The organism is Streptomyces sp. NPDC006512 (assembly GCF_040611935.1).
GTDB lineage: Bacteria > Actinomycetota > Actinomycetes > Streptomycetales > Streptomycetaceae > Streptomyces.
Genome location: NZ_JBEXPG010000018.1, coordinates 43,205 through 63,503, shown reverse-complemented (window position 1 = coordinate 63,503; position 20,299 = coordinate 43,205). Strand labels below are relative to the sequence as shown.

General features: G+C 74.6%; 16 protein-coding genes. 11 read left to right on the top strand and 5 right to left on the bottom strand.

The window, feature by feature from the left end:
- Nucleotides 1-15: 15 nt before the first annotated feature.
- The 3 genes from ABZZ17_RS14920 to serC all read right to left on the bottom strand — a co-directional run bounded on the left by ABZZ17_RS14920 (nt 16) and on the right by serC (nt 2,893).
- A complete protein-coding gene (locus tag ABZZ17_RS14920; RefSeq protein ID WP_356875861.1) occupies nt 16-648 on the bottom strand; it encodes a class F sortase in 633 nt (210 codons plus the stop codon).
- Nucleotides 641-1,459: a hypothetical protein gene (locus ABZZ17_RS14915; protein ID WP_356875859.1), complete on the bottom strand. Its 819-nt coding sequence runs from the start codon at nt 1,457-1,459 to the stop codon at nt 641-643. Before ABZZ17_RS14915 ends, ABZZ17_RS14920 begins: the two co-directional genes overlap by 8 nt.
- Nucleotides 1,460-1,774: 315 nt before the next feature.
- Entirely contained in the window at nt 1,775-2,893 is a 1,119-nt protein-coding gene (gene serC, locus ABZZ17_RS14910; RefSeq protein ID WP_356875857.1) for a phosphoserine transaminase, read from the bottom strand.
- 85 nt (nt 2,894-2,978) lie between these two features.
- Here serC and ABZZ17_RS14905 point away from each other — a divergent pair, with 85 nt between their 5' ends.
- The 3 genes from ABZZ17_RS14905 (at nt 2,979) to ABZZ17_RS14895 (ending at nt 7,250) form a co-directional block, all read left to right on the top strand.
- The gene (locus tag ABZZ17_RS14905) at nt 2,979-5,732 is read left to right on the top strand and encodes an FAD-binding and (Fe-S)-binding domain-containing protein (RefSeq protein WP_356875855.1); all 2,754 of its coding nucleotides are present in this window, start codon (nt 2,979-2,981) and stop codon (nt 5,730-5,732) included.
- 133 nt (nt 5,733-5,865) lie between these two features.
- Nucleotides 5,866-6,891, top strand: coding sequence for an EamA family transporter (locus ABZZ17_RS14900; protein WP_356875853.1), 1,026 nt, complete (start codon nt 5,866-5,868; stop codon nt 6,889-6,891).
- Nucleotides 6,891-7,250 (top strand): DUF1801 domain-containing protein, encoded by a 360-nt coding sequence (locus ABZZ17_RS14895; RefSeq protein ID WP_356875851.1) that lies wholly within the window; start codon nt 6,891-6,893, stop codon nt 7,248-7,250. Before ABZZ17_RS14900 ends, ABZZ17_RS14895 begins: the two co-directional genes overlap by 1 nt.
- Before the next feature lie 33 nt (nt 7,251-7,283).
- On the opposite strand, the gene ABZZ17_RS14890 is transcribed toward ABZZ17_RS14895, so the two are convergent.
- On the bottom strand, nt 7,284-8,912 hold the full coding sequence (locus ABZZ17_RS14890) for an alpha/beta fold hydrolase (RefSeq protein ID WP_356875849.1): 1,629 nt from the start codon (nt 8,910-8,912) through the stop codon (nt 7,284-7,286).
- Between the two features lie 353 nt (nt 8,913-9,265).
- On the opposite strand from ABZZ17_RS14890, the gene ABZZ17_RS14885 reads away from it, so the two are divergent.
- The 7 genes from ABZZ17_RS14885 (at nt 9,266) to ABZZ17_RS14855 (ending at nt 18,037) form a co-directional block, all read left to right on the top strand.
- Nucleotides 9,266-10,093: a TIGR03084 family metal-binding protein gene (locus ABZZ17_RS14885; protein ID WP_356875847.1), complete on the top strand. Its 828-nt coding sequence runs from the start codon at nt 9,266-9,268 to the stop codon at nt 10,091-10,093.
- Nucleotides 10,090-11,826 carry an acyclic terpene utilization AtuA family protein gene (locus ABZZ17_RS14880; RefSeq protein ID WP_356875845.1) on the top strand — a complete coding sequence of 579 codons (1,737 nt, stop codon included), beginning with the start codon at nt 10,090-10,092 and terminating at the stop codon, nt 11,824-11,826. The genes ABZZ17_RS14885 and ABZZ17_RS14880 overlap by 4 nt, the downstream gene beginning before the upstream one ends.
- Nucleotides 11,823-13,421: a carboxyl transferase domain-containing protein gene (locus tag ABZZ17_RS14875; RefSeq protein ID WP_356875843.1), complete on the top strand. Its 1,599-nt coding sequence runs from the start codon at nt 11,823-11,825 to the stop codon at nt 13,419-13,421. Before ABZZ17_RS14880 ends, ABZZ17_RS14875 begins: the two co-directional genes overlap by 4 nt.
- 8 nt (nt 13,422-13,429) lie before the next feature.
- On the top strand, nt 13,430-15,349 hold the full coding sequence (locus ABZZ17_RS14870) for a biotin carboxylase N-terminal domain-containing protein (protein WP_356875841.1): 1,920 nt from the start codon (nt 13,430-13,432) through the stop codon (nt 15,347-15,349).
- The gene (locus tag ABZZ17_RS14865) at nt 15,346-16,506 is read left to right on the top strand and encodes an acyl-CoA dehydrogenase family protein (RefSeq protein ID WP_356875839.1); all 1,161 of its coding nucleotides are present in this window, start codon (nt 15,346-15,348) and stop codon (nt 16,504-16,506) included. The genes ABZZ17_RS14870 and ABZZ17_RS14865 overlap by 4 nt, the downstream gene beginning before the upstream one ends.
- Before the next feature lie 215 nt (nt 16,507-16,721).
- The gene (locus ABZZ17_RS14860) at nt 16,722-17,462 is read left to right on the top strand and encodes an enoyl-CoA hydratase family protein (protein WP_356875837.1); all 741 of its coding nucleotides are present in this window, start codon (nt 16,722-16,724) and stop codon (nt 17,460-17,462) included.
- Nucleotides 17,450-18,037, top strand: coding sequence for a TetR/AcrR family transcriptional regulator (locus ABZZ17_RS14855; RefSeq protein ID WP_356875835.1), 588 nt, complete (start codon nt 17,450-17,452; stop codon nt 18,035-18,037). Before ABZZ17_RS14860 ends, ABZZ17_RS14855 begins: the two co-directional genes overlap by 13 nt.
- Nucleotides 18,038-18,172: 135 nt before the next feature.
- Here the strand turns inward: ABZZ17_RS14855 and ABZZ17_RS14850 are convergent, their stop codons facing one another.
- Nucleotides 18,173-19,279 carry a citrate synthase 2 gene (locus tag ABZZ17_RS14850; protein WP_356875833.1) on the bottom strand — a complete coding sequence of 369 codons (1,107 nt, stop codon included), beginning with the start codon at nt 19,277-19,279 and terminating at the stop codon, nt 18,173-18,175.
- Nucleotides 19,280-19,517: 238 nt separating this feature from the next.
- Here ABZZ17_RS14850 and pdxH point away from each other — a divergent pair, with 238 nt between their 5' ends.
- Nucleotides 19,518-20,141 carry a pyridoxamine 5'-phosphate oxidase gene (pdxH, locus tag ABZZ17_RS14845; protein ID WP_356875997.1) on the top strand — a complete coding sequence of 208 codons (624 nt, stop codon included), beginning with the start codon at nt 19,518-19,520 and terminating at the stop codon, nt 20,139-20,141.
- The last annotated feature ends 158 nt before the right edge of the window (nt 20,142-20,299 follow it).

The window sequence follows — 20,299 nt, the reverse complement described above, 5'->3', positions numbered from 1 at the left end:
GTATCGCGTGCGGGGCTACGCCTTGCCCGTGAGGTGGGCGAACACGACGACGTTGGCGTCCCAGTGGCGGTCCGGGGTGAGGTCGCCGCCGCAGGTGACGAGGCGCAGTTCGGCCTTGCCGTGGGTGTCGCCGTAGACCCGGTCGGTGGGGAAGGCGTCCTTCTTGAAGGTGTCGACCTCGTCGACGGCGAAGACGGCGGTGGTGCCGTCGGTCCGGTGGACCTCGATCTGCTGGTCCTTCTTCAGTTCCCTGAGGTTGAAGAAGACGGCCTTCGGGGCCTGCGGGGTGTCCATGTGGCCGACGATCGCGGCGGCGCCGGGCTCCCCGGGGGTGGGGCCCTGCCGGTACCAGGCCGCGTCGTCGGGCTTGGCGAAGTCCGGCTCCCGCATGACGCCCTGGGGGTCCAGGCCGACCGTGTCGAGGGGGGCGTCGACCTTGATGCCGGGGATCTTGATCCGGTCCGGTACGGACGGGGCCAGTGAGGAGGCCGCCGTCGCGCGGGCGGGTGCGTCCTTCGCCGTCGCGGCGCCGGCGGAGCAGCCGGTGGCGAGGACGGCGGCGAGGGCCGAGGCCCCCGCCAGGGCGGCCGTGCGGCGTGCGCGGCGGCCGTCCTGGCGGGAGGGGCGGCGGGGGGTCCGGTCAGCCACGGTCGGTCTCGGAGCCGGTGACGGAGCCGGTGACGGGGCCGGCGGGGGCCTGGCCGGTGTTCACGGAGCCCTTGGGGATCTTGTGCTCGCTCGGGCGCAGCGGCTGGAGGGGCTTGACGTCCGGCTTCACGTCCGGGGTGCCCTTGGCCTCGGTGGAGAACTTCACGGTGTCGAACTTCTTGCCGCCCGCGTAGGCGTCGACGGCGTAGTAGCCGGACTTGACGTCCTGGGCGACGGTGGCGGTGCCGGTGAAGGTGCCCTTGCCGTCGCCCTTCAGGTTCACCTGGCCGCCCGCGAAGGCGAGGGACTTGACGGAGGCGTCCTTTTCGGAGGTCTTCACCGTGACGGTGATCTTGTCGCCGGGGTGTCCGGAGTCCTTGGACAGCTGGAGGGTGGACGGCGCCGGGGTGGGCTTGGAGCCCGCCTCTACGTGCAGCTGCGCGCTCGCCTGGATCTTCTTCCCGTCGGGGCCGGTGCCGACGAGGGAGACGCCGTAGCTGCCGTCCTTGACGTCGGCGACCTTGGCGCTGACACCCCTGCCGTCGGTCATCTTGACGTCGACGAGGGCCGCGGAGGACACGGAGAGGTGCGTCGAGCCGTCCGGGACCTCCATGGACAGGGTGACGGAGTCGCCCGGCTTGACCGGGGAGGCGGGCACCGACAGGGAAGCGCGGGAGGGCTCGGGCGTGGAGCTCGCGCTCGCCGAGGGAGCGGGGGACGCCGGGGAGCCGGCGGCGAAAGCGGTGGCGGCGCCGCCGAGGGCCATCGACGAGGCGAGGGCGATCGCCGAGATGGTGAGTGCCTTGCGCATGTGATTCCTCCTGAACGGGCCGGGCTTTTTCCCGGCACACCAGACATGAGGGACATCCCGTGCGCCTGGTTGCAGGGGGCGTCGCGGGCCGGACCGGGCCCTGCCGAAGGTCCCGGGAGGCAAAGGCGCAGGCCGGAAGGCGGGTGTGGATCATCCGTTGACGGGCTCTTTGCCCCGATTTTTGGGACCAAGGTCCCGGCGTCCCGGCGTGCGTGCGTGCGGGTGTTGCGGCGTGCGGGAACGCCGGAACCCCCGGCGCCTGCGACGGCGACGGGGGTTCCGGATGCTGCGGGTGAGGGGCGTCGGCCCGACCGGTCAGAGCTGCTCGATCACGTAGTCGATGCACGCGGTCAGCGCCTGCACGTCCGCCGGGTCGATCGCCGGGAACATCGCGACGCGCAGCTGGTTGCGGCCGAGCTTGCGGTAGGGCTCGGTGTCCACGATGCCGTTCGCGCGCAGCACCTTGGCGACGGCCGCCGCGTCGATGTCGTCCGAGAAGTCGATCGTGCCGATGACGGCGGAGCGCTTGCCGGCGTCCTGGACGAACGGGCTCGCGTACTTCGAGGCCTCGGCCCAGCCGTACAGGTTGCGCGCGCTGGCCGCCGTACGGCCGGTCGTGAACTCCAGGCCGCCCTGGGAGTTCATCCACCGCAGCTGCTGGTCCAGCAGGAACAGCGTCGACAGCGCGGGGGTGTTGTACGTCTGGTTCTTCAGCGAGTTGTCGATCGCCGTCGGCAGCGAGAAGAACTCCGGGACGTGTCGGCCGGAGGCGTGCACGCGGGCCGCGCGCTCCAGGGCCGCCGGGGAGAACGCGGCCAGCCACAGGCCGCCGTCCGAGGCGAAGGACTTCTGCGGGGCGAAGTAGTAGACGTCGGTCTCGGTGATGTCCACCGGCAGGCCGCCGGCGCCCGAGGTCGCGTCCACCAGAACGAGCGAACCGGCGTCGGCGCCCGCGACCCGCGCGACCGGCGCCGCGACACCCGTCGAGGTCTCGTTGTGCGTGTACGCGTACACGTCCACGCCCGCCTCGGCGACCGGCTCGGGGTGCGTGCCCGGCTCGGACGAGATCACGGACGGCTCGTCCAGCCACGGCGCGAGCTTCGCGGCCTTGGCGAACTTGGAGGAGAACTCGCCGAAGGTCAGGTGCTGGGACTTCCGCTCGATCAGCCCGTGGGTCGCGATGTCCCAGAAGGCGGTGGAGCCGCCGTTGCCCAGGATCACCTCGTAGCCCTCGGGAAGGGAGAAGAGGTCCCGCAGGCCCTCGCGCACCGAGCCGACCAGGTTCTTGACCGGGGCCTGGCGGTGGGAGGTTCCGAGCAGGGAGGTACCGGTGGCGGCGAGGGCGTCCAGCGCCTCGGTCCGCACCTTGGAGGGGCCCGCGCCGAAGCGTCCGTCGGCGGGCTTGATGTCAGCGGGAATCTGGATCTCAGCCACGAGCGGAGCGTATCGGGTCCCGGACCGGGGATCGGAAGCGCGTCCAGCGGATGAGACACCCCGGCGCGGTGGCAGGGTGGGCGCCGTGACGACATCCGGGGAACTCGAACGGACATTGCGGGAGAACCTGCGCGGGGAGGTCGACTTCGGTGCCGCCGCCCGCGCGCTCGTGACCATGGACGCCTCGAACTACCGGCGCGTCCCGGTGGGCGTGGTCACCCCGCGCGACGCCGACGACGTGACGGCCGCCCTGCGGATCTGCGCGGACGCCGGGGTACCCGTCGTACCGCGCGGCGGCGGCACCTCCATCGCCGGGCAGGCGACCGGCACCGGGATCGTCCTCGACCTCACCCGGCACATGAACGCCCTCGTCTCCCTCGACCCCGAGGCCAGGACCGCCGTCGTCCAGCCGGGCCTCGTCCTCGACCGGCTCCGCGACGCGGCCCGCCCGTACGGGCTGACCTTCGGGCCCGACCCCTCCACGCACTCCCGCTGCACCCTCGGCGGGATGATCGGCAACAACGCCTGCGGCGCCCACTCCGTGGCCTGGGGCACCACCGCCGACAACGTCACCGCGCTGACCGTGGCCGCGTACGGCGGCGGCACCCACCGGCTCGGCACCGGCTGGGCCGGCACCCCCGACGGGCTCCGCGAACTGGTCGCGGGGAACCTCGCGGTGCTCCGTACGGGCCTCGGCGAGACGGCCTTCTCGCGGCGGATCTCCGGCTACGCGCTCGACGCACTGCTGCCCGAGCGGGGCGTCGGCGCCGCCCGAGCCTTCTGCGGGAGCGAGGGCACCCTCGGCGTGGTGACGCAGGCGCGGGTGCGCCTCGTGGAACTCCCGCCCGCGCCCGTCCTGGCCGTCCTCGGGTACGCCGACGAGGGCGCGGCCGCCGACGCCGCCGCCGGACTGCTCCCGTACCGGCCGCTCACCGTCGAGGGGATGGCCCAGGACCTGGTGCGCGGAGCCGCCGGGCTGCCCCGCGGCGGGGCCTGGCTGTTCGTGGAGATGCCCGACGAGGGCGCCGCGCGCACCCTGCTGCGCGGCGCCGACGCCCTCGACGCGCTGCTGGTCACCGACCCGGCGGGGCAGCGGGCGCTCTGGCGGATCCGGGAGGACGCGGCGGGCACGGCCACCCGGATGCCCGACGGGACGATGGCCTGGCCCGGCTGGGAGGACTGCGCGGTACCGCCCGCCCGGCTCGGGGCGTACCTGCGGGCGTTCCGCGCCCTGCTGGCGGAGCACGGCCTGCGCGGCACCCCGTACGGGCACTTCGGGGAGGGCTGCGTCCACGTCCGGATCGACTTCGACCTGGTCAGCGCCGGCGGCGTGGCCCGCTTCCGCGCCTTCTCGGAGGAACTGGCCGACCTGGTCGCCGCCCACGGCGGGTCCCTGTCGGGGGAGCACGGGGACGGGCAGGCCCGGGCCGAACTGCTGCCGAGGATGTACGGCCCGGAGGTGATCCGGCTCTTCGGCGCGTACAAGGACCTGTGGGACCCGGCGGGCGGGATGAACCCGGGGACGCTGGTGCGGCCCGCCCGCCTCGACGAGAACCTCCGCTTCGCCGTACTGCCGGACACCCCGTTCGCGGGGGAGGTCGCCCGGTGCGTCGGCGTCGCGAAGTGCCGTACGCCGGAGCCGGGCGGGCCGGGCGTGATGTGCCCGACCTACCGGGTCACCGGGGAGGAGCGGCACTCCACGCGCGGCCGGGCCCGGCTGCTGCACGAGATGCTCGCCGGGGAGGTCGTCACCGACGGCTGGCGCTCGGCGGAGGTCGCCGAGGCGCTGGACCTGTGCCTCGGCTGCAAGGGCTGCCGCAGCGACTGCCCGGTGGGCGTGGACATGGCCGCGTACAAGGCGGAGTTCCTGCACCGCCACTGGGCGGGCCGGATCCGGCCCCTCTCCCACTACCTCCTGGGCGGGCTCCCGGGCTGGCTCCGGCTGATCGCGGCCCTGCGCGCGGCGCCCCTGGCCAACGCGGCCGCCCGCCTCCTGCCCGTGCCCGGACTCACCCGGGAGCGGCCCCTGCCCCCGATCGGGCGGGTCCCGTTCACCCGCTGGTGGCGGGGGCGCGGGGGCGGGGGCGGGGGCAGTGGCGGGGCGCGTGGTGGCGCGGCTCAGGCGGGGAGTGCGGTGGGGCCGCCGGTGACCGTGACCCTGTGGCCCGACACCTTCACCGAGCACCTCGCCCCCGAGGCCGGGCGGGCCGCCGTGCGGGTGCTGGAGGCGGCCGGGCTCACCGTCACCGTGCCGCGCGGCCGGGTGTGCTGCGGGCTCACCCACGCCTCCACCGGCCGCCTGGACCGGGCCCGCGCCGTGCTGCGCCGCACCCTCGACGCCGTCGGCGAGGTACGGGGCCCCGTCCTGGTCCTCGAACCCAGCTGCGCGGCGGCCCTGCGCGCCGACCTGCCCGCCCTGCTCCCCGGCGACCCGCGCGCGGAGCGCCTCGCGGCGGCGGTGCGCACCTTCGCGGAGACCCTGGAGGAGTACGCCCCGCACTGGACCCCGCCGCGCCTGGACCGGAAGGTTGCCGGGCAGACCCACTGCCACCAGCACGCCGTCCTCGGCGACGCCGCCGACCGGCGGCTGCGGGAGCGGGCCGGGCTCGGCGGGGAGCTCAGCGGCGGCTGCTGCGGCCTGGCGGGCAACTTCGGCTTCGAGCCCGGCCACCACGACGTCTCGGTGGCGTGCGCGGAGGAACAGCTGCTGCCGTCGCTGCGCGCGGCCGGGCCCGACGCGGCCGTCCTGGCCGACGGGTTCTCCTGCCGGACCCAGATCGCCCAGCTGGCCGGCCGCCGGGCCCGCCACCTGGCGGAACTCCTCGCCGAGGCGTTGTAGGGCGCGGGCCGTGCGGGGGAGCCGGGCCACGGGGCGGGCGCGTGCGGGGGAGCCGGGCCGTGTGCGGGCGTGTGCGAGGCGTGTAAGGAAGGACACCGCGTCACGGCCCTTACGTACCCCTTAGTCTGGATTCATGCCCGCACCATCCTCGTCCCCGACGACCACCCCCGCCACCCCGGCCGCCCCCGCCACACCCGTGCCCGCCGGTGGCGTCGCCCCGGGGTCGGCCCGTGCCCGGTTCGGGCCGGTGGCACTGGTGGTCTCGGCCGGGATCTTGGTGCAGTTCGGGGCCGCCCTCGCGGTCATGATCATGCCCAGGGCGGGTGCGGCGGGCGTGGTCACGCTGCGGCTGGCCGCCGCCGCGCTGGTGCTGCTGCTCCTGTGCCGGCCCAAGGTGCGCGGCTACACCCGCTCCGACTGGGGCACGGTCGTCGCCTTCGGCGTGGCCATGGCCGGCATGAACGGCCTCTTCTACCAGGCCATCGACCGCATCCCGCTCGGCCCCGCCGTGACCCTGGAGGTCCTCGGCCCGCTGGCCCTGTCGGTGATCGTCTCGCGGCGGCTGGTGAACCTGCTGTGGGCGGGCCTCGCCCTCGGCGGCGTCGTCCTGCTCTCCGGGCACGGCGGGGGCGGCCTCGGGTTCGGCTCCCTCGACCCGGCGGGCGCCGCGTTCGCGATCGGGGCGGGCGCGATGTGGGCCGCGTACATCGTCTTCAGCGCGCGGACCGGCCGCCGCTTCCCGCAGGCCGACGGGCTGGCGCTGGCCATGGCGGTGGCCGCGGTCCTCTCCCTGCCCCTGGGCGTGATCGAGTCCGGCTCCGCCCTCCTGGTGCCCGGCACGCTCGCCCTGGGCCTCGGCGTGGCCGTACTGTCCTCCGTCCTCCCGTACACCCTGGAACTGCTGGCCCTGCGCAGGCTGCCAGCCCCGACCTTCGCGATCCTGATGAGCCTGGAGCCCGCCATCGCGGCGACCGCCGGCTTCCTCGTCCTGAACCAGGCCATGTCGGCGCTGGACGCCCTCGCCATCGCCCTCGTCATCGCGGCCAGCATGGGCGCCGTCCGCTCCCAGATCGGCAAGAAGGCAGGCACGGCAGGGGCCGCAGGGACGGCGGGCACGGCCGAGCGGGCCGCGAAGGCGGGCCGGGCGGAGGCCGCCTGATGGACCCCGTCGACGCCTACCTCGCCGCCGTCCCCGACGCGCGCCGCGCCGCCCTGACCCGGCTGCGGGAGCTGTGCCGCACGGAACTGACCGGCTTCGAGGAGGTCATCGCGTACGGGATGCCCGCGTACGTGCGCGCCGGCGAGCCCGTCGGGGAGATCGCCTGGGCGAACCAGAAGCAGTACGTCTCCTTCTACCTGCTGCGCACCGACGTGCGGGACGCCTTCGCCGAGCGCCTGGCCGGCCACGACATGGGCAAGGCCTGCCTGCGCTTCCGCCGCCCGGACCGCATCGACTTCGACCTGCTCCGCGACCTGCTGCGGGCCACGGCCGCGACGGGCCCGGGCCAGGTCTGCTGAACGTCTGCTGAACCGCCCGGGCGCCGCCGCCGGTCAGCCCAGGGGGAGCTCCAGGTAGGACGGGGTGGCCTCCGGGGAGGTGAGGGCGAGCGTGGCGCGGGGGAGGTTGGCGTCGGCGTAGAAGGCGTCGCGGCCGGCCACGACCAGCAGGACGCGGTGGCCGCGCGGGACGTCGTACGCGGTGGCCTGGAGGTCGATGTCCGCGCTGATCAGGCTGTCCGGGGCGGAGCCCAGGTCGCTGTACGGGGCGTGCGTGATCAGGCGCGCCGAGCCGTCGGGCGCCAGGTCCAGGAGGTGGGCGACGAAGCTGGAGCCCGGGTTCGCGGCCCGGTAGGTGACGCGCAGGCGCGGGACGCCGCGCAGCCGGAGCGTCTCCCCGGCGGGGGCGCAGGCCCAGACGGCGGCCACCTCGCGGTCGATGTCGCCGGCCGGGTAGAGCCGGGGGCGGCCCGCCATCTCCGCGTACCCGGAGCGCACGACCTCGTGGGCGACGGCCGCCGGGGTGTCGACCCCGCACAGCACGCGGGCGCTCCAGCCGGCTTCGGGGAGTTCGGCCAGTTCCCGGCCGCCGGTGAGGTGCAGCCGGAGCACCTCCCGGGTGAGGGCGTCCCAGGTCGGCCGGTGCTCGACGGTTCCGCTCCACATCACCTCGGCGGCGACCTGGCCCGCGTCCTCGGCGTTTTCGAGGCCCAGGAGGTGGTGGTCGAACCAGCGGTGGGCGTCCGTCCAGACCCGGTCCGGGAGGCCGAGGAGGCCGCCGGTGCCGGGGCCGGCGTGGTCGCCGGCGGACAGGACGATGCGTTTGGGGCCGCTGAGTTCGTCGAACAGCTTCAGGGTCTGGTTCGCCGGGAAGAGCGTCTCGTGCCAGGCGTGGGAGAAGAAGACCGGGACCCGGCGCCGGTTGAGTTCCTTGACGTGCGAGAAGGGGGAACGCTCCGCCGCCCAGCGCAGGACGCCCTCGGTGTCGCGGTGGGCCAGCACGTCCTCCAGGGCACGCTCGGTCGTCGGGCTCAGCCGGGCCCGGGCCGCGGCCGTGAGCAGGGCCTGGACGGCGGCGACGTGCCGGGTGGAGTTCTCGACGAGGGCCTCGCCGAGGTCGCCCCAGGTGCTGAACGCCACCACCGCGTCCACGCGGGTGTCGTGCGCGGCGACGAGCAGGCCGATCCCGGAACCGTAGGAGGCGCCGAGGAACCCGGCCTTGGTGACGGGCCCGGCGGTGCGTTCCAGGAGGTGGTCCAGGGCCCGGCTGCCGTCGGCGACGTCGAGCGGCCCCGCCATGTCGGCCTGCCCGGCGGAGGCCCCGAAACCGCGGGGCGTGTAGGCGAGGACGTCGTAGCCGCGGGCCGCGAAGGCACTGGCCCGCACGGCGTACGCGACCCAGCCCAGGTTCGTCCACGGCGCGGGCATCACCACCACCGGACGCGGCCGGGACCCGGTGTGCCGCCACAGCGCGGCGTCGAGCAGCACCCCGCCCGCGCCGGTCACCTTGCCCCGGCTGAAGACGGCGGCGGCCCGGACGGCCTCCACCTCGGCGGCCCGCGCGGGCGGCAGCCCGGAGGGGTCACCGCTCTCCAGGGCGGCGGCGAAGGACCCGAGGGCGGCCGCGTCGAGTTCGGGGTAGAGGGAGTACGCGGGCGAGGTGGGCGGGGCGGCTCGGTTCACGTCGGTGCATCCTCTTCGTCGAGTGACATGGACGTGTTCGGATGTGGCTGCGCACGCTCGGGTCCCGGAGCGGAACGTCCAGTATCGACGCGTCACCGGCGCCGTTCCGTGGGGTTCCCGGCATCCGGCCGGAAGTGGCTCCACGGGTTCCCGCGCCCCGGGGGAGTGCCCCGGGGCCGGGGCGGCGTCCGACCAGCCCGCTCTCCAAGTCCCCTGCGGAAACGTTCCGTTGGGCCCGTTGGCGGGAAGGGGGCGGTCCCCGTCGGCCAGGGTCAGAAAATCATGCAAGCGTGCTTGATTGTTTCTTTGGCGGGTGCCAGGCTTCCCCTCACGCCGAGCAGGGGAGCGCTAACGTGCCCGATCCGTCCGCCGTCGCCGTCTTCGCCGACCTCCGGGAGGAGGGGCGTGAACTGGACTCCCTGGTAGGGGAGTTGCCCGCCGTCGACTGGGCGAGGCCCACCCCCGCGAGCGGCTGGACCCTCGCCCACCAGATCGCCCACCTGCACTGGACCGACCGGGCCTCGCTGCTCTCCCTCACCGACCCCGACGGCTTCGGACAGCTCGTGCAGGAGGCCCTCAAGGCCCCCGACAGCTTCGTCGACGAGGGCGCGGCAGAGGGCGCCGCCCTCCCGCCCGCCGAGCTCCTCGCCCGCTGGCGGGACGGGCGGGCCGCCCTCGACGCAGCCCTCGCCGCCGCCCCGGCCGACGCCCGCTTCCCCTGGTACGGGCCGCCGATGAAGGCCAACTCCATGGCCGGCGCCCGCCTGATGGAGACCTGGGCCCACGGCCAGGACGTCGCCGACGCCCTCGGCGTACTCCGCACCCCGACCGCCCGGCTGCGCCACGTCGCCCGGATCGGCGTACGGGCCCGCGACTACGCGTACGCGGTACGCGGCCTGCCGGCGCCCGCGGCCGAGTTCCGGGTGGAACTCCTCGCACCCGACGGCGGCGGCCCCTGGACGTACGGCCCGCCCGACGCCGGACAGCGCGTCACGGGACCGGCCCTCGACTTCTGCCTGCTCGTGACCCAGCGCGCCCACCGCGACGACCTCGCCCTGACCGCCACCGGCCCCGACGCCGACCGGTGGCTGGACATCGCCCAGGCCTTCGCCGGACCCGCCGGCCCCGGCCGCGCCCCCCAGAACGGCCCCCAGGACGCCCCCCAGGACGGCCCCCGGTGAGCCGCCGCCCGCTGCGCATCGCCAACGCCTCCGGCTTCTACGGCGACCGCGCCACCGCGATGCGCGACATGCTGACCGGCGGCCCGCTCGACGTCCTGACCGGCGACTACCTCGCCGAACTCACCATGCTGATCCTCGGCCGCGACCGCCTGAAACACCCCGAACTCGGCTACGCCAAGACGTTCCTGCGCCAGCTGGAGGACTCCCTCGCCCTGGCCCGTGAACGGGGCGTGCGGATCGTCGCGAACGCGGGCGGACTCAACCCGGCGGGCCTCGCCGACGCCGTCCGCGACCTCGCGGCCCGGGCGGGGATCCCCGTCTCGGTCGCCCACGTCGAGGGCGACGACCTGATGCCCTACGAGGAGGACGCGCTCACCGCCAACGCCTACCTCGGCGGAGCCGGCATCACCGCCTGCCTGCGGGCCGGCGCCGACATCGTCGTCACCGGCCGGGTCACGGACGCGGCACTGGTCAGCGGCCCGGCCGCCTGGTGGTTCGACTGGGCGCCCGACGACTGGGACCGGCTGGCCGGAGCGGTCGTCGCGGGACACGTCCTGGAATGCGGAACCCAGGCCACCGGCGGCAACTACTCCTTCTTCACCGCCCACGACGTCCGCCGCCCCGGCTTCCCCCTCGCCGAGATCTCCGAGGACGGCTCGGCCGTCGTCACCAAGCACCCCGGCACCGGCGGAGCGGTCACCCCGGGCACCGTCACGGCCCAGCTCCTGTACGAGACCCAGGGCGTCCGCTACCTCGGCCCCGACGTGACGGCCCGCCTGGACACCGTCCGCCTCGGCGCCGACGGCCCCGACCGGGTACGCCTCAGCGGGGTCCGCGGCGAGGCCCCGCCGCCGACCCTCAAGGTGGGCGTCACCCGCATCGGCGGCTGGCGCAACGAGATCGTCTTCGTCCTCACCGGCCTGGACATCGAGGCCAAGGCCGCCCTGGTCCGCGCACAGCTCGCGGAACTCCTCGCCGACGTCGACACCGCCACCTGGACCCTCGCCCGTACCGACCACGACGACGCCGACACCGAGGAGACCGCGAGCGCCCTGCTGCGCCTGGTGGTCCGCGACTCCTCCCCCGACCGGGTCGGCCGCGCGCTCACCTCGGCCGCCGTGGAACTCGCCCTCGGCAGCTACCCCGGCTTCCACGTCACGGCCCCGCCCGCACCGGCCCAGCCGTACGGGGTGTTCGCCTCCTCGACGACCCCGGCCGCCTGGGTCCCGCACACCGCCGTCCTCCCGGACGCCACCCGCCTCCCCATCCCGCCCGTCGCCGTACGGGACACCCCGGACCCGCGGCCCCCGGAACCCGAACCCGAACCCGGGAGCCCGGAACCCGCGCCCCCGGCCCCCGGGGCACCGGACGGCGGCGCCACCACCCGCGCCCCCCTCGGCCTCCTGGCCGGGGCCCGCAGCGGCGACAAGGGCGGCGACGCCAACATCGGCGTCTGGGTCGAGACCGACGAGGCCTGGCAGTGGCTGCGCGCCACCCTCACCACCGCCACCCTCCAGGCCCTCCTCCCGGAGACCGCACCCCACCCGGTCACCCGCCACGAGCTACCCCACCTGCGGGCCCTGAACTTCACCGTCCCCGGCATCCTCGGAGCCGGCGTCGCCTCCGGCCACCGCTTCGACCCCCAGGCCAAGGCCCTCGGCGAATGGCTGCGGGCCCGCCGCCTCGACATCCCGACCCACCTCCTGCCCACCCCGGAGGGGACCCGCCCATGACCCGCCTCGGCACCACCGTCGACCCCCGCACCCCCGAGCACGCGGCAGCCCGTACCGCCGCGCTGGAACGCCTCGACGCCCTGACCGCCGAACACGCCAAGGCCCTCGCCGGCGGCGGGGACAAGTACACGGCCCGCCACCGCGACCGGGGCAAACTCCTGGCCCGCGAACGCGTCGAGCTGCTCCTCGACCCGGACACCCCCTTCCTGGAGCTGTCCCCGCTTGCCGCCTGGGGCAGCGACTACCCGGTCGGAGCCTCCATGGTCACCGGCATCGGCACCGTCGAGGGCGTCGAATGCCTGATCACCGCCAACGACCCCACCGTCCGCGGCGGCGCCAGCAACCCCTGGACCCTGAAGAAGGCCCTGCGCGCCAACGAGATCGCCCGCCAGAACCGGCTGCCCTGCGTCAGCCTCGTCGAGTCCGGCGGCGCGGACCTGCCCTCCCAGAAGGAGATCTTCATCCCGGGCGGCGCCGTCTTCCGCGATCTCACCCGGCTCTCCGCCGACGGCATCCCGACCGTCGCCGTCGTCTTCGGCAACTCCACCGCGGGCGGCGCGTACATCCCCGGAATGTCCGACCACACCATCATGATCAAGGACCGTTCGAAGGTGTTCCTCGGCGGTCCGCCCCTGGTCAAGATGGCCACCGGCGAGGAGAGCGACGACGAGTCCCTCGGCGGCGCCGACATGCACGCCCGCACCTCCGGCCTCGCCGACCACTACGCCCTCGACGAGTACGACGCGATCCGCCAGGCCCGCCGCATCGTGGCCCGCCTCAACCACCGCAAGCCGTACCAGGACCCGCCGGCCGCCGCCGAGCCCCTCCACGACCCGGAGGAACTCCTCGGGATCGTCCCGCCGGACCTGAAGACCCCCTTCGACCCGCGCGAGGTCATCGCCCGCATCGTCGACGCCTCCGACTTCGACGAGTTCAAGCCCCTCTACGGCCCCAGCCTGGTCACCGGCTGGGCCACCCTCCACGGCTACCCGGTCGGCATCCTCGCCAACGCCCAAGGAGTGCTGTTCAGCGCGGAGTCGCAGAAGGCGGCCCAGTTCATCCAGCTCGCCAACCAGCGCGACATCCCGCTCCTCTTCCTCCACAACACCACCGGCTACATGGTCGGCAAGGAGTACGAGCAGGGCGGCATCGTCAAACACGGCTCGATGATGATCAACGCCGTCTCCAACTCCCGCGTCCCGCACCTGTCCGTCCTCATCGGCGCGAGCTACGGCGCCGGCCACTACGGCATGTGCGGACGGGCCTACGAGCCCCGCTTCCTCTTCGCCTGGCCCAGCGCCAAGTCCGCCGTCATGGGCCCCCAGCAGCTCGCGGGCGTCCTGTCCATCGTGTCCCGGCAGTCCGCCGCCGCGAAGGGCCTCCCGTACGACGAGGAACAGGACGCCGGGATGCGCGCCTTCGTGGAGGCGCAGATCGAGTCCGAGTCCCTGCCGACGTTCCTGTCCGGGCGGCTGTACGACGACGGGGTCATCGACCCCCGCGACACCCGCACCGTCCTCGGCCTGTGCCTGTCGGCCGTCCACAACGCCCCCGTCGAGGGCGCCCGTGGCGGCTTCGGCGTCTTCCGGATGTGAGCCCGCAGATGACCATCACCTCCCTCCTCGTCGCCAACCGGGGCGAGATCGCCGTCCGGATCTTCCGCACGGCCCGCGCCCTCGGCCTTTCCACCGTCGCCGTCCACTCCGACCCCGACGCAGACGCCCTGCACGTCCGCTCCGCCGACGCGGCGGTCCGGCTGCCCGGCGCGGCCCCCGCCGACACCTACCTCCGCGCCGACCTGCTGATCGAAGCCGCCCGCGCGGCCGGCGCCGATGCCGTCCACCCCGGCTACGGCTTCCTCTCCGAGAACGCCGACTTCGCCCGCCGGGTCGGCGCGGCCGGCCTCACCTGGATCGGGCCGCCCCCCGAGGCGATCGAGGCCATGGCCTCCAAGACCCGGGCCAAGGACCTCATGCGCGCCGCCGGGGTCCCCCTCCTCGAACCCGTCGACCCGGCCACCGCCACCCCCGCCGACCTGCCCCTGCTCCTGAAGGCCGCGGCGGGCGGCGGAGGCCGCGGCATGCGCGTCGTGCGCGACCTCGACACCCTCAAGGAGTCCCTCGACGCCGCCTCCGCCGAGGCCCTCTCCGCCTTCGGCGACGGCGAGGTCTTCGCCGAGCCCTATGTGGAACGCGGCCGCCACGTCGAGGTACAGGTCCTCGCCGACGCCCACGGCACCGTCTGGGCGCTCGGCACCCGCGACTGCTCCCTCCAGCGCCGCCACCAGAAGGTCATCGAGGAAGCCCCCGCCCCCGGCCTGCCCGCATCCCTGCGGACCACCCTCCACGAGGCCGCCGTCGCCGCGGCCCGCGCCGTCTCCTACCGGGGTGCGGGCACCGTCGAATTCCTCGTCACCGCCGACGGCCGCCCGTACTTCCTGGAGATGAACACCCGCCTCCAGGTGGAACACCCCGTCACCGAAGCCGTCTTCGGCCTCGACCTCGTCGCCCTCCAGCTGCGCGTCGCCGAGGGCGCCGCCCTGCCCCCGGCCCCGCCCCCGGCCACCGGCCACGCCGTAGAGGCCCGGCTCTACGCCGAGGACCCGGCCCAGGAATGGCGGCCCCAGACCGGCGTCCTGCACACCCTCGACGTCCCCGGCGGACTCCGCGTCGACACCGGCTTCGCCGACGGGGACACGGTCGGCGTGCACTACGACCCGATGCTGGCCAAGGTCATCGCCCACGCCCCGACCCGCGCCGAGGCCGTCCGCATCCTCGCCCACGCCCTGGCCGGCGCCCGCGTCCACGGCCTGACCACCAACCGGGACCTCCTCGTACGCTCCCTGCGGCACCCGGAGTTCACCGCCGGACGGCCCGACACCGGCTTCTACGCCCGGCACCTCACCGCCCTCACCGCCGACGCCCCGGACCCCACCCCGGCGGTCCTCGCCGCGGCCCTCGCCGAGGCCGCCCCCGCCCCCGGCGCCCGCCTCGCCCGCCGCATCGGCGGCTGGCGCAACGTCCGCTCCCAGCCCCAGACCCGCCGCTACACGGTGGCCGGCACCGAGTACACGGCCCGCTACGACCACGGCGGCGTCCTCGTGGACCATCCCGCCGTCCGGCTCCTCGCCGCCACACCCTCCCGCGTCACGCTCGAAATCGGCGGGGTCCGCCGCGAGTTCCACGTGAAACAAAATTCGAACACCGGAGAGGTCCACGTCGACTCCCCGCTCGGCGCGCACACCCTCGCGCCCGTCCCCCGGTTCCCCGCCCCCGAGGACCGCACCGAACCGGGCTCCCTGCTCGCCCCCATGCCCGGCACCGTCGTCCGCGTCGCCGAGGGCCTCGCCCCCGGCTCCGCCGTCACCGCCGGGCAGCCCCTGCTCTGGCTGGAGGCCATGAAGATGGAGCACCGCATCCTCGCCCCCGCCTCCGGCACGCTCACCGCGCTCCACGCCGAGACCGGCCGACAGGTCGAGTTCGGCGCCCTGCTCGCCGTAGTCCAGGAGGAACCGCAGTCATGAGCCCCACCATCGAATCCGACGAGCACAAGGCCCTGCGCGCCTCGGTCGCCGCCCTCGGCCACAAGTACGGCCGCGACTACCTCGCCCGCGTCGCCCGCGAGGGCGGCCACCCCGACGAACTGTGGGCCGACGCCGCGGAGCTCGGCTACCTCGGGGTCAACCTCCCCGAGGAGTACGGCGGCGGAGGCGGCGGCATAGCCGAACTCTCCATCGTCCTCGAAGAACTCGGGGCCGCGGGCTGCCCGCTCCTGATGATGGTGGTCTCACCGGCCATCTGCGGCACGGTCATCGCCCGCTACGGCACCGAGGACCAGAAGCGCTCCTGGCTCCCCGGCCTCGCGGACGGCACCCGGACCATGGCCTTCGGCATCACCGAGCCCGACGCCGGATCCAACTCCCACCGCATCACCACCACCGCCCGCCGCGACGGCGACGACTGGATCCTCACCGGCCGCAAGGTCTTCATCTCCGGCGTGGACATCGCGGACGCCACCCTCATCGTCGGCCGTACCGAAGACGCCCGCAGCGGGCGCCTCAAGCCGTGCCTGTTCATCGTCCCCCGCGACACCCCCGGCTTCGGCCGTACCGTCATCGACATGGAACTCCAGGCAGCGGAGAAACAGTTCGAGCTGACCCTGGACGAGGTACGCCTCCCCTCCTCCTCCCTCGTCGGGGACGAGGACGCGGGCCTGCTCCAGCTCTTCGCGGGCCTCAACCCCGAACGGATCATGACGGCCGCCTTCGCCATCGGCATGGGCCGCCACGCCCTCGCCAAGGCCGTCGACTACGCGAAGACCCGCCAGGTGTGGAAGGAACCCATCGGTGGCCACCAGGCCATCGCCCACCCCCTCGCGGCCGCCCACATCGACCTGGAACTGGCCCGCCTCATGATGCAGAAGGCCGCCCACCTCTACGACACCGGCGACGACATGGCCGCGGGCGAGGCCGCCAACATGGCCAAGTACGCCGCGGCCGAAGCCTGCGTCAAGGCCGTGGACCAGGCCGTCCACACCCTGGGCGGCAACGGCCTGACCCGCGAATACGGCCTGGCCTCCCTGATCACCGCGGCCCGCGTCTCCCGCATCGCCCCGGTCAGCCGCGAGATGATCCTCAACTTCGTCTCCCACCAGACCCTGGGCCTGCCCAAGTCGTACTGATCACATCGCGCGCCCGCGGACCGGGGGCGGGGACGGGGTGGGTGCCGTCCAGGATGTAAAACGGGATGGGTCGGCGCCCGTTGCCGCTTGCACACTCAGAGGCGGATCACCGCCGTGCCTCACGCCCGTCCCGGACGGCACCCCACCCGTCCCCGCCCGTACGTCCCCGACCCCGCCCGGCCAGGGCATCCGTACCCGCCCCCTCCGGAGGAGAAATGCCCCCACCCGTACGAGCCGCCCGGGCCGACGGCCTCACCACCCTCACCCTGGACTCCCCGGCCAACCGCAACGCGCTCTCCGCCCAGCTCGTCACGGAGCTCCGCACCGCCCTCGCCGACGCCGCCGCCGACCCCGGTACGCGGGCCGTGGTGCTCACCCACACCGGCAACACCTTCTGCGCGGGCGCCGACCTGAAGTCGCCCTGCGACCCCGCCGACTTCCTCGCCCTGCTGCGCGAGACCGCCGGACTCCCGAAGCCGGTCGTCGCCCGCGTCACCGGGCACGTCCGCGCCGGCGGCCTCGGCCTGCTCGGCGCCTGCGACATCGCCGCCGCCGGGCCGCAGTCCTCGTACGCCTTCACCGAGACCCACCTCGGTCTCGCCCCCGCCGTGATCTCCGCGAGCCTGCTGCCCCGCCTCGACCCGCGCGCGGCCGCCCGGTACTTCCTGACCGCGGAGTCCTTCGGCCCCGCCGAGGCCACCCGCATCGGCCTCCTCACCCTGCACGCCGAGGATGACGTGGACACCGCCTTGGCCCCCGTACTCGAAGGCCTGCGCAAGGCCGCCCCCCAGGCCCTCGCCACCACCAAGGCCCTCGTCACCGCCGGGGTGCGGGAGGCCCTCGACCGGGACGGCGCCCGCCTGACGGAGCTGTCCGCGGCCGTCTTCGCCTCCGCCGAGGCCCGCGAGGGCATCACCGCCCGCTTCGAACGCCGGGACCCGTCATGGGCACGGTGACCGGCCCCAAGCAGGCCCGCAGCCGGGTCACCCGCCGCCACCTCCTGGAGGCGGCCGTCTCCTGCCTCGCCGAACACGGCTGGGCCGGCTCCACCGTCGCGGTCGTCGCCGAACGCGCCGGGGTCTCGCGCGGCGCCGCCCAGCACCACTTCCCGACCCGCGAAGCCCTCTTCACGGCGGCCGTCGCCCACGTCGCCGAGGAACGCTCCACCGCCCTGCGCGAGCTGTTCCACACCGCCCCCGCCCCCCGCCCGGCGGTGGTCGAGGCCATCGTCGACCTGTACACGGGCACGCTCTTCCGGGCCGCCCTCCAGCTGTGGGTCGCCGCCTCCAACGAGGAGCAGCTGCGCCCGCAGGTGACCGACCTCGAAGCCCGCGTCGGCCGCGAGACGCACCGCATCGCCGTCGAACTGCTCGGCGCCGACGAGTCCGTCCCGGGCGTACGGGAGACCGTGCAGGGCCTCCTGGACATGGCCCGGGGCCTGGGCCTGGCCAACGTCCTCACCGACGACACGGCCCGCCGCGCGCGGGTCGTCGCCCAGTGGTCCCGGATCGTCGAAGCCACGCTGACCTGATCCGCCGCACCACGAAGGCGCGCACGCGCGAAAGGCCCCCGCGAAAAGGCCCCGCGAAAGGGCCCCCCGCACACGCGAAAGGGCGCCGCGCCCCACCCGGGACGCGGCGCCCCCACCACCCTGCGGTGCCCCCGGTCAGGCCGTCTCGGCGATGTCGGCGTAGCCCGCGATGTCGCGCGGGTCGCGGCGGCCCGGGCCGGTGTAGCGGGCCGACGGCCGCACCAGACGGCCCGTCCGCTTCTGCTCCAGGATGTGCGCCGACCAGCCGGCGGTACGGGCGCAGCTGAACATCGAGGTGAACATGTGCGCCGGGACCTCCGCGAAGTCCAGCATGATCGCGGCCCAGAACTCGACGTTCGTGGCGAGGACCCGGTCGGGGCGGCGCGCGTGCAGCTCCTCCAGCGCGGCCTTCTCCAGCGCGGCGGCCACCTCGTAGCGCGGGGCGTCCAGTTCCTTGGCGGTGCGGCGCAGCACGCGCGCACGGGGGTCCTCGGCCCGGTACACGCGGTGCCCGAAGCCCATCAGCCGCTCGCCCTTGTCCAGGGCCTTCTTCACGTACGCCACGGCGTCGCCGGTCCGCTCGATCTCCTCGATCATGCCGAGGACGCGGGACGGGGCCCCGCCGTGCAGCGGCCCGGACATCGCACCGACCGCGCCCGACAGCGCCGCCGCGACGTCGGCGCCGGTGGAGGCGATCACGCGGGCCGTGAAGGTGGAGGCGTTCATGCCGTGCTCGGCGGCGGACGTCCAGTAGGCGTCGACGGCCTTGACGTGCTTGGGGTCGGGCTCGCCGCGCCAGCGGATCATGAAGCGCTCGACGACGGATTCCGCCTTGTCGATCTCGCGCTGCGGCACCATCGGCAGGCCCTGGCCGCGGGCGGACTGGGCGACGTAGGACAGCGCCATGACCGCGGCCCGCGCCAGGTCGTCGCGCGCGGTCCGCTCGTCGATGTCCAGGAGGGGTTTCAGGCCCCAGACGGGGGCGAGCATGGCGAGCGCGGACTGCACGTCGACGCGGATGTCGCCCGAGTGGACGGGGATCGGGAAGGGCTCGGCGGCCGGCAGGCCCGGGTTGAACGCTCCGTCGACCAGCAGGCCCCAGACGTTCCCGAAGGAGACGTGTCCGACCAGGTCTTCGATGTCCACCCCCCGGTAGCGGAGCGACCCGCCCTCCTTGTCGGGTTCGGCGATCTCGGTCTCGAACGCGACGACCCCTTCGAGTCCGGGTACGAAATCGGACATCAGGCGGCTCCTCAGATAGTGCGAACACGCGCGGCTCCCGGCGTGATTCGCGGTCCGGCGCGGTCATCCCCGTTGATGCCCGGCACGGCCGATGGTCACCCGTACGGGGACCGTCGGACCGGCCCCAAGATTTTGTCCGTTCCGGATGGCCTGCGGAAGCGTGACATACGGCACACCGCCGGCCGGCGTCCTGCGGCAGGATGGCCGCGTGAGCGATCAGGACCTTGACCCCGCCGTCATGCGCAAGCAGTACCGTTCCGAGATCGTCCGGGAGGAGAGCCTCGCGGACGGGCCGATGGAGCAGTTCGCCCGCTGGTTCCAGCAGGCCGCCGACGCGCACGTCTTCGAACCCAACGCGATGGTCGTGGCCACCGCGACCGCCGACGGGCGGCCCAGCACCCGCACGGTGCTGCTGAAGCGGTTCGACGAGCGGGGCTTCGTCTTCTTCACGAACTACGGCTCCCGCAAGGGCGTCGAGCTCGCCGCGAACCCGTACGTGTCGCTGCTGTTCCCCTGGCACCCCATCGCCCGCCAGGTCGTCGTCACCGGCACCTGCGCCCGCATCGGCCGCGACGAGACCGCCGCCTACTTCCGCTCCCGGCCGCACGGCTCCCAGCTGGGGGCCTGGGCCAGCGAGCAGTCCCGGGTGATCGGCTCCCGCGAGGAGCTGGACCGCCGTTACGCGGAGCTCGCGGAGCGCTACCCGGAGGGCGAGCAGGTTCCGGTGCCGCCGGAATGGGGCGGGCTGCGCGTGGTGCCCGACGCGGTGGAGTTCTGGCAGGGGCACGAGAACCGCCTGCACGACCGGCTGCGCTACGTCCTGGACGGCGACCGGTGGCGGGTCGAGCGGCTCTGCCCCTGAGCCCGCCGGGCCCCGGGTCCTCGGGCGGGGGCGGGAACGCAGGCGACCCGCGGGCTCTGGTTCCTCTCCTGCAGTGAGAGGAGCCGGCCGGACGTACCGGCGAGCCCGCGGGTCGGGTGACTGCTTGGGATTGGCGCCTGGCGGTCCGCCGGGCACCG

Coding starts and splice junctions, on each gene's coding strand:
- pdxH (WP_356875997.1), top strand. CDS start 19,518: ATGCGCAAGCAGTACCGTTCCGAGATCGTCCGGGAGGAGAGCCTCGCG.
- ABZZ17_RS14865 (WP_356875839.1), top strand. CDS start 15,346: ATGAGCCCCACCATCGAATCCGACGAGCACAAGGCCCTGCGCGCCTCG.
- ABZZ17_RS14875 (WP_356875843.1), top strand. CDS start 11,823: ATGACCCGCCTCGGCACCACCGTCGACCCCCGCACCCCCGAGCACGCG.
- ABZZ17_RS14855 (WP_356875835.1), top strand. CDS start 17,450: ATGGGCACGGTGACCGGCCCCAAGCAGGCCCGCAGCCGGGTCACCCGC.
- ABZZ17_RS14870 (WP_356875841.1), top strand. CDS start 13,430: ATGACCATCACCTCCCTCCTCGTCGCCAACCGGGGCGAGATCGCCGTC.
- ABZZ17_RS14900 (WP_356875853.1), top strand. CDS start 5,866: ATGCCCGCACCATCCTCGTCCCCGACGACCACCCCCGCCACCCCGGCC.
- ABZZ17_RS14895 (WP_356875851.1), top strand. CDS start 6,891: ATGGACCCCGTCGACGCCTACCTCGCCGCCGTCCCCGACGCGCGCCGC.
- ABZZ17_RS14860 (WP_356875837.1), top strand. CDS start 16,722: ATGCCCCCACCCGTACGAGCCGCCCGGGCCGACGGCCTCACCACCCTC.
- ABZZ17_RS14915 (WP_356875859.1), bottom strand. CDS start 1,459: ATGCGCAAGGCACTCACCATCTCGGCGATCGCCCTCGCCTCGTCGATG.
- ABZZ17_RS14850 (WP_356875833.1), bottom strand. CDS start 19,279: ATGTCCGATTTCGTACCCGGACTCGAAGGGGTCGTCGCGTTCGAGACC.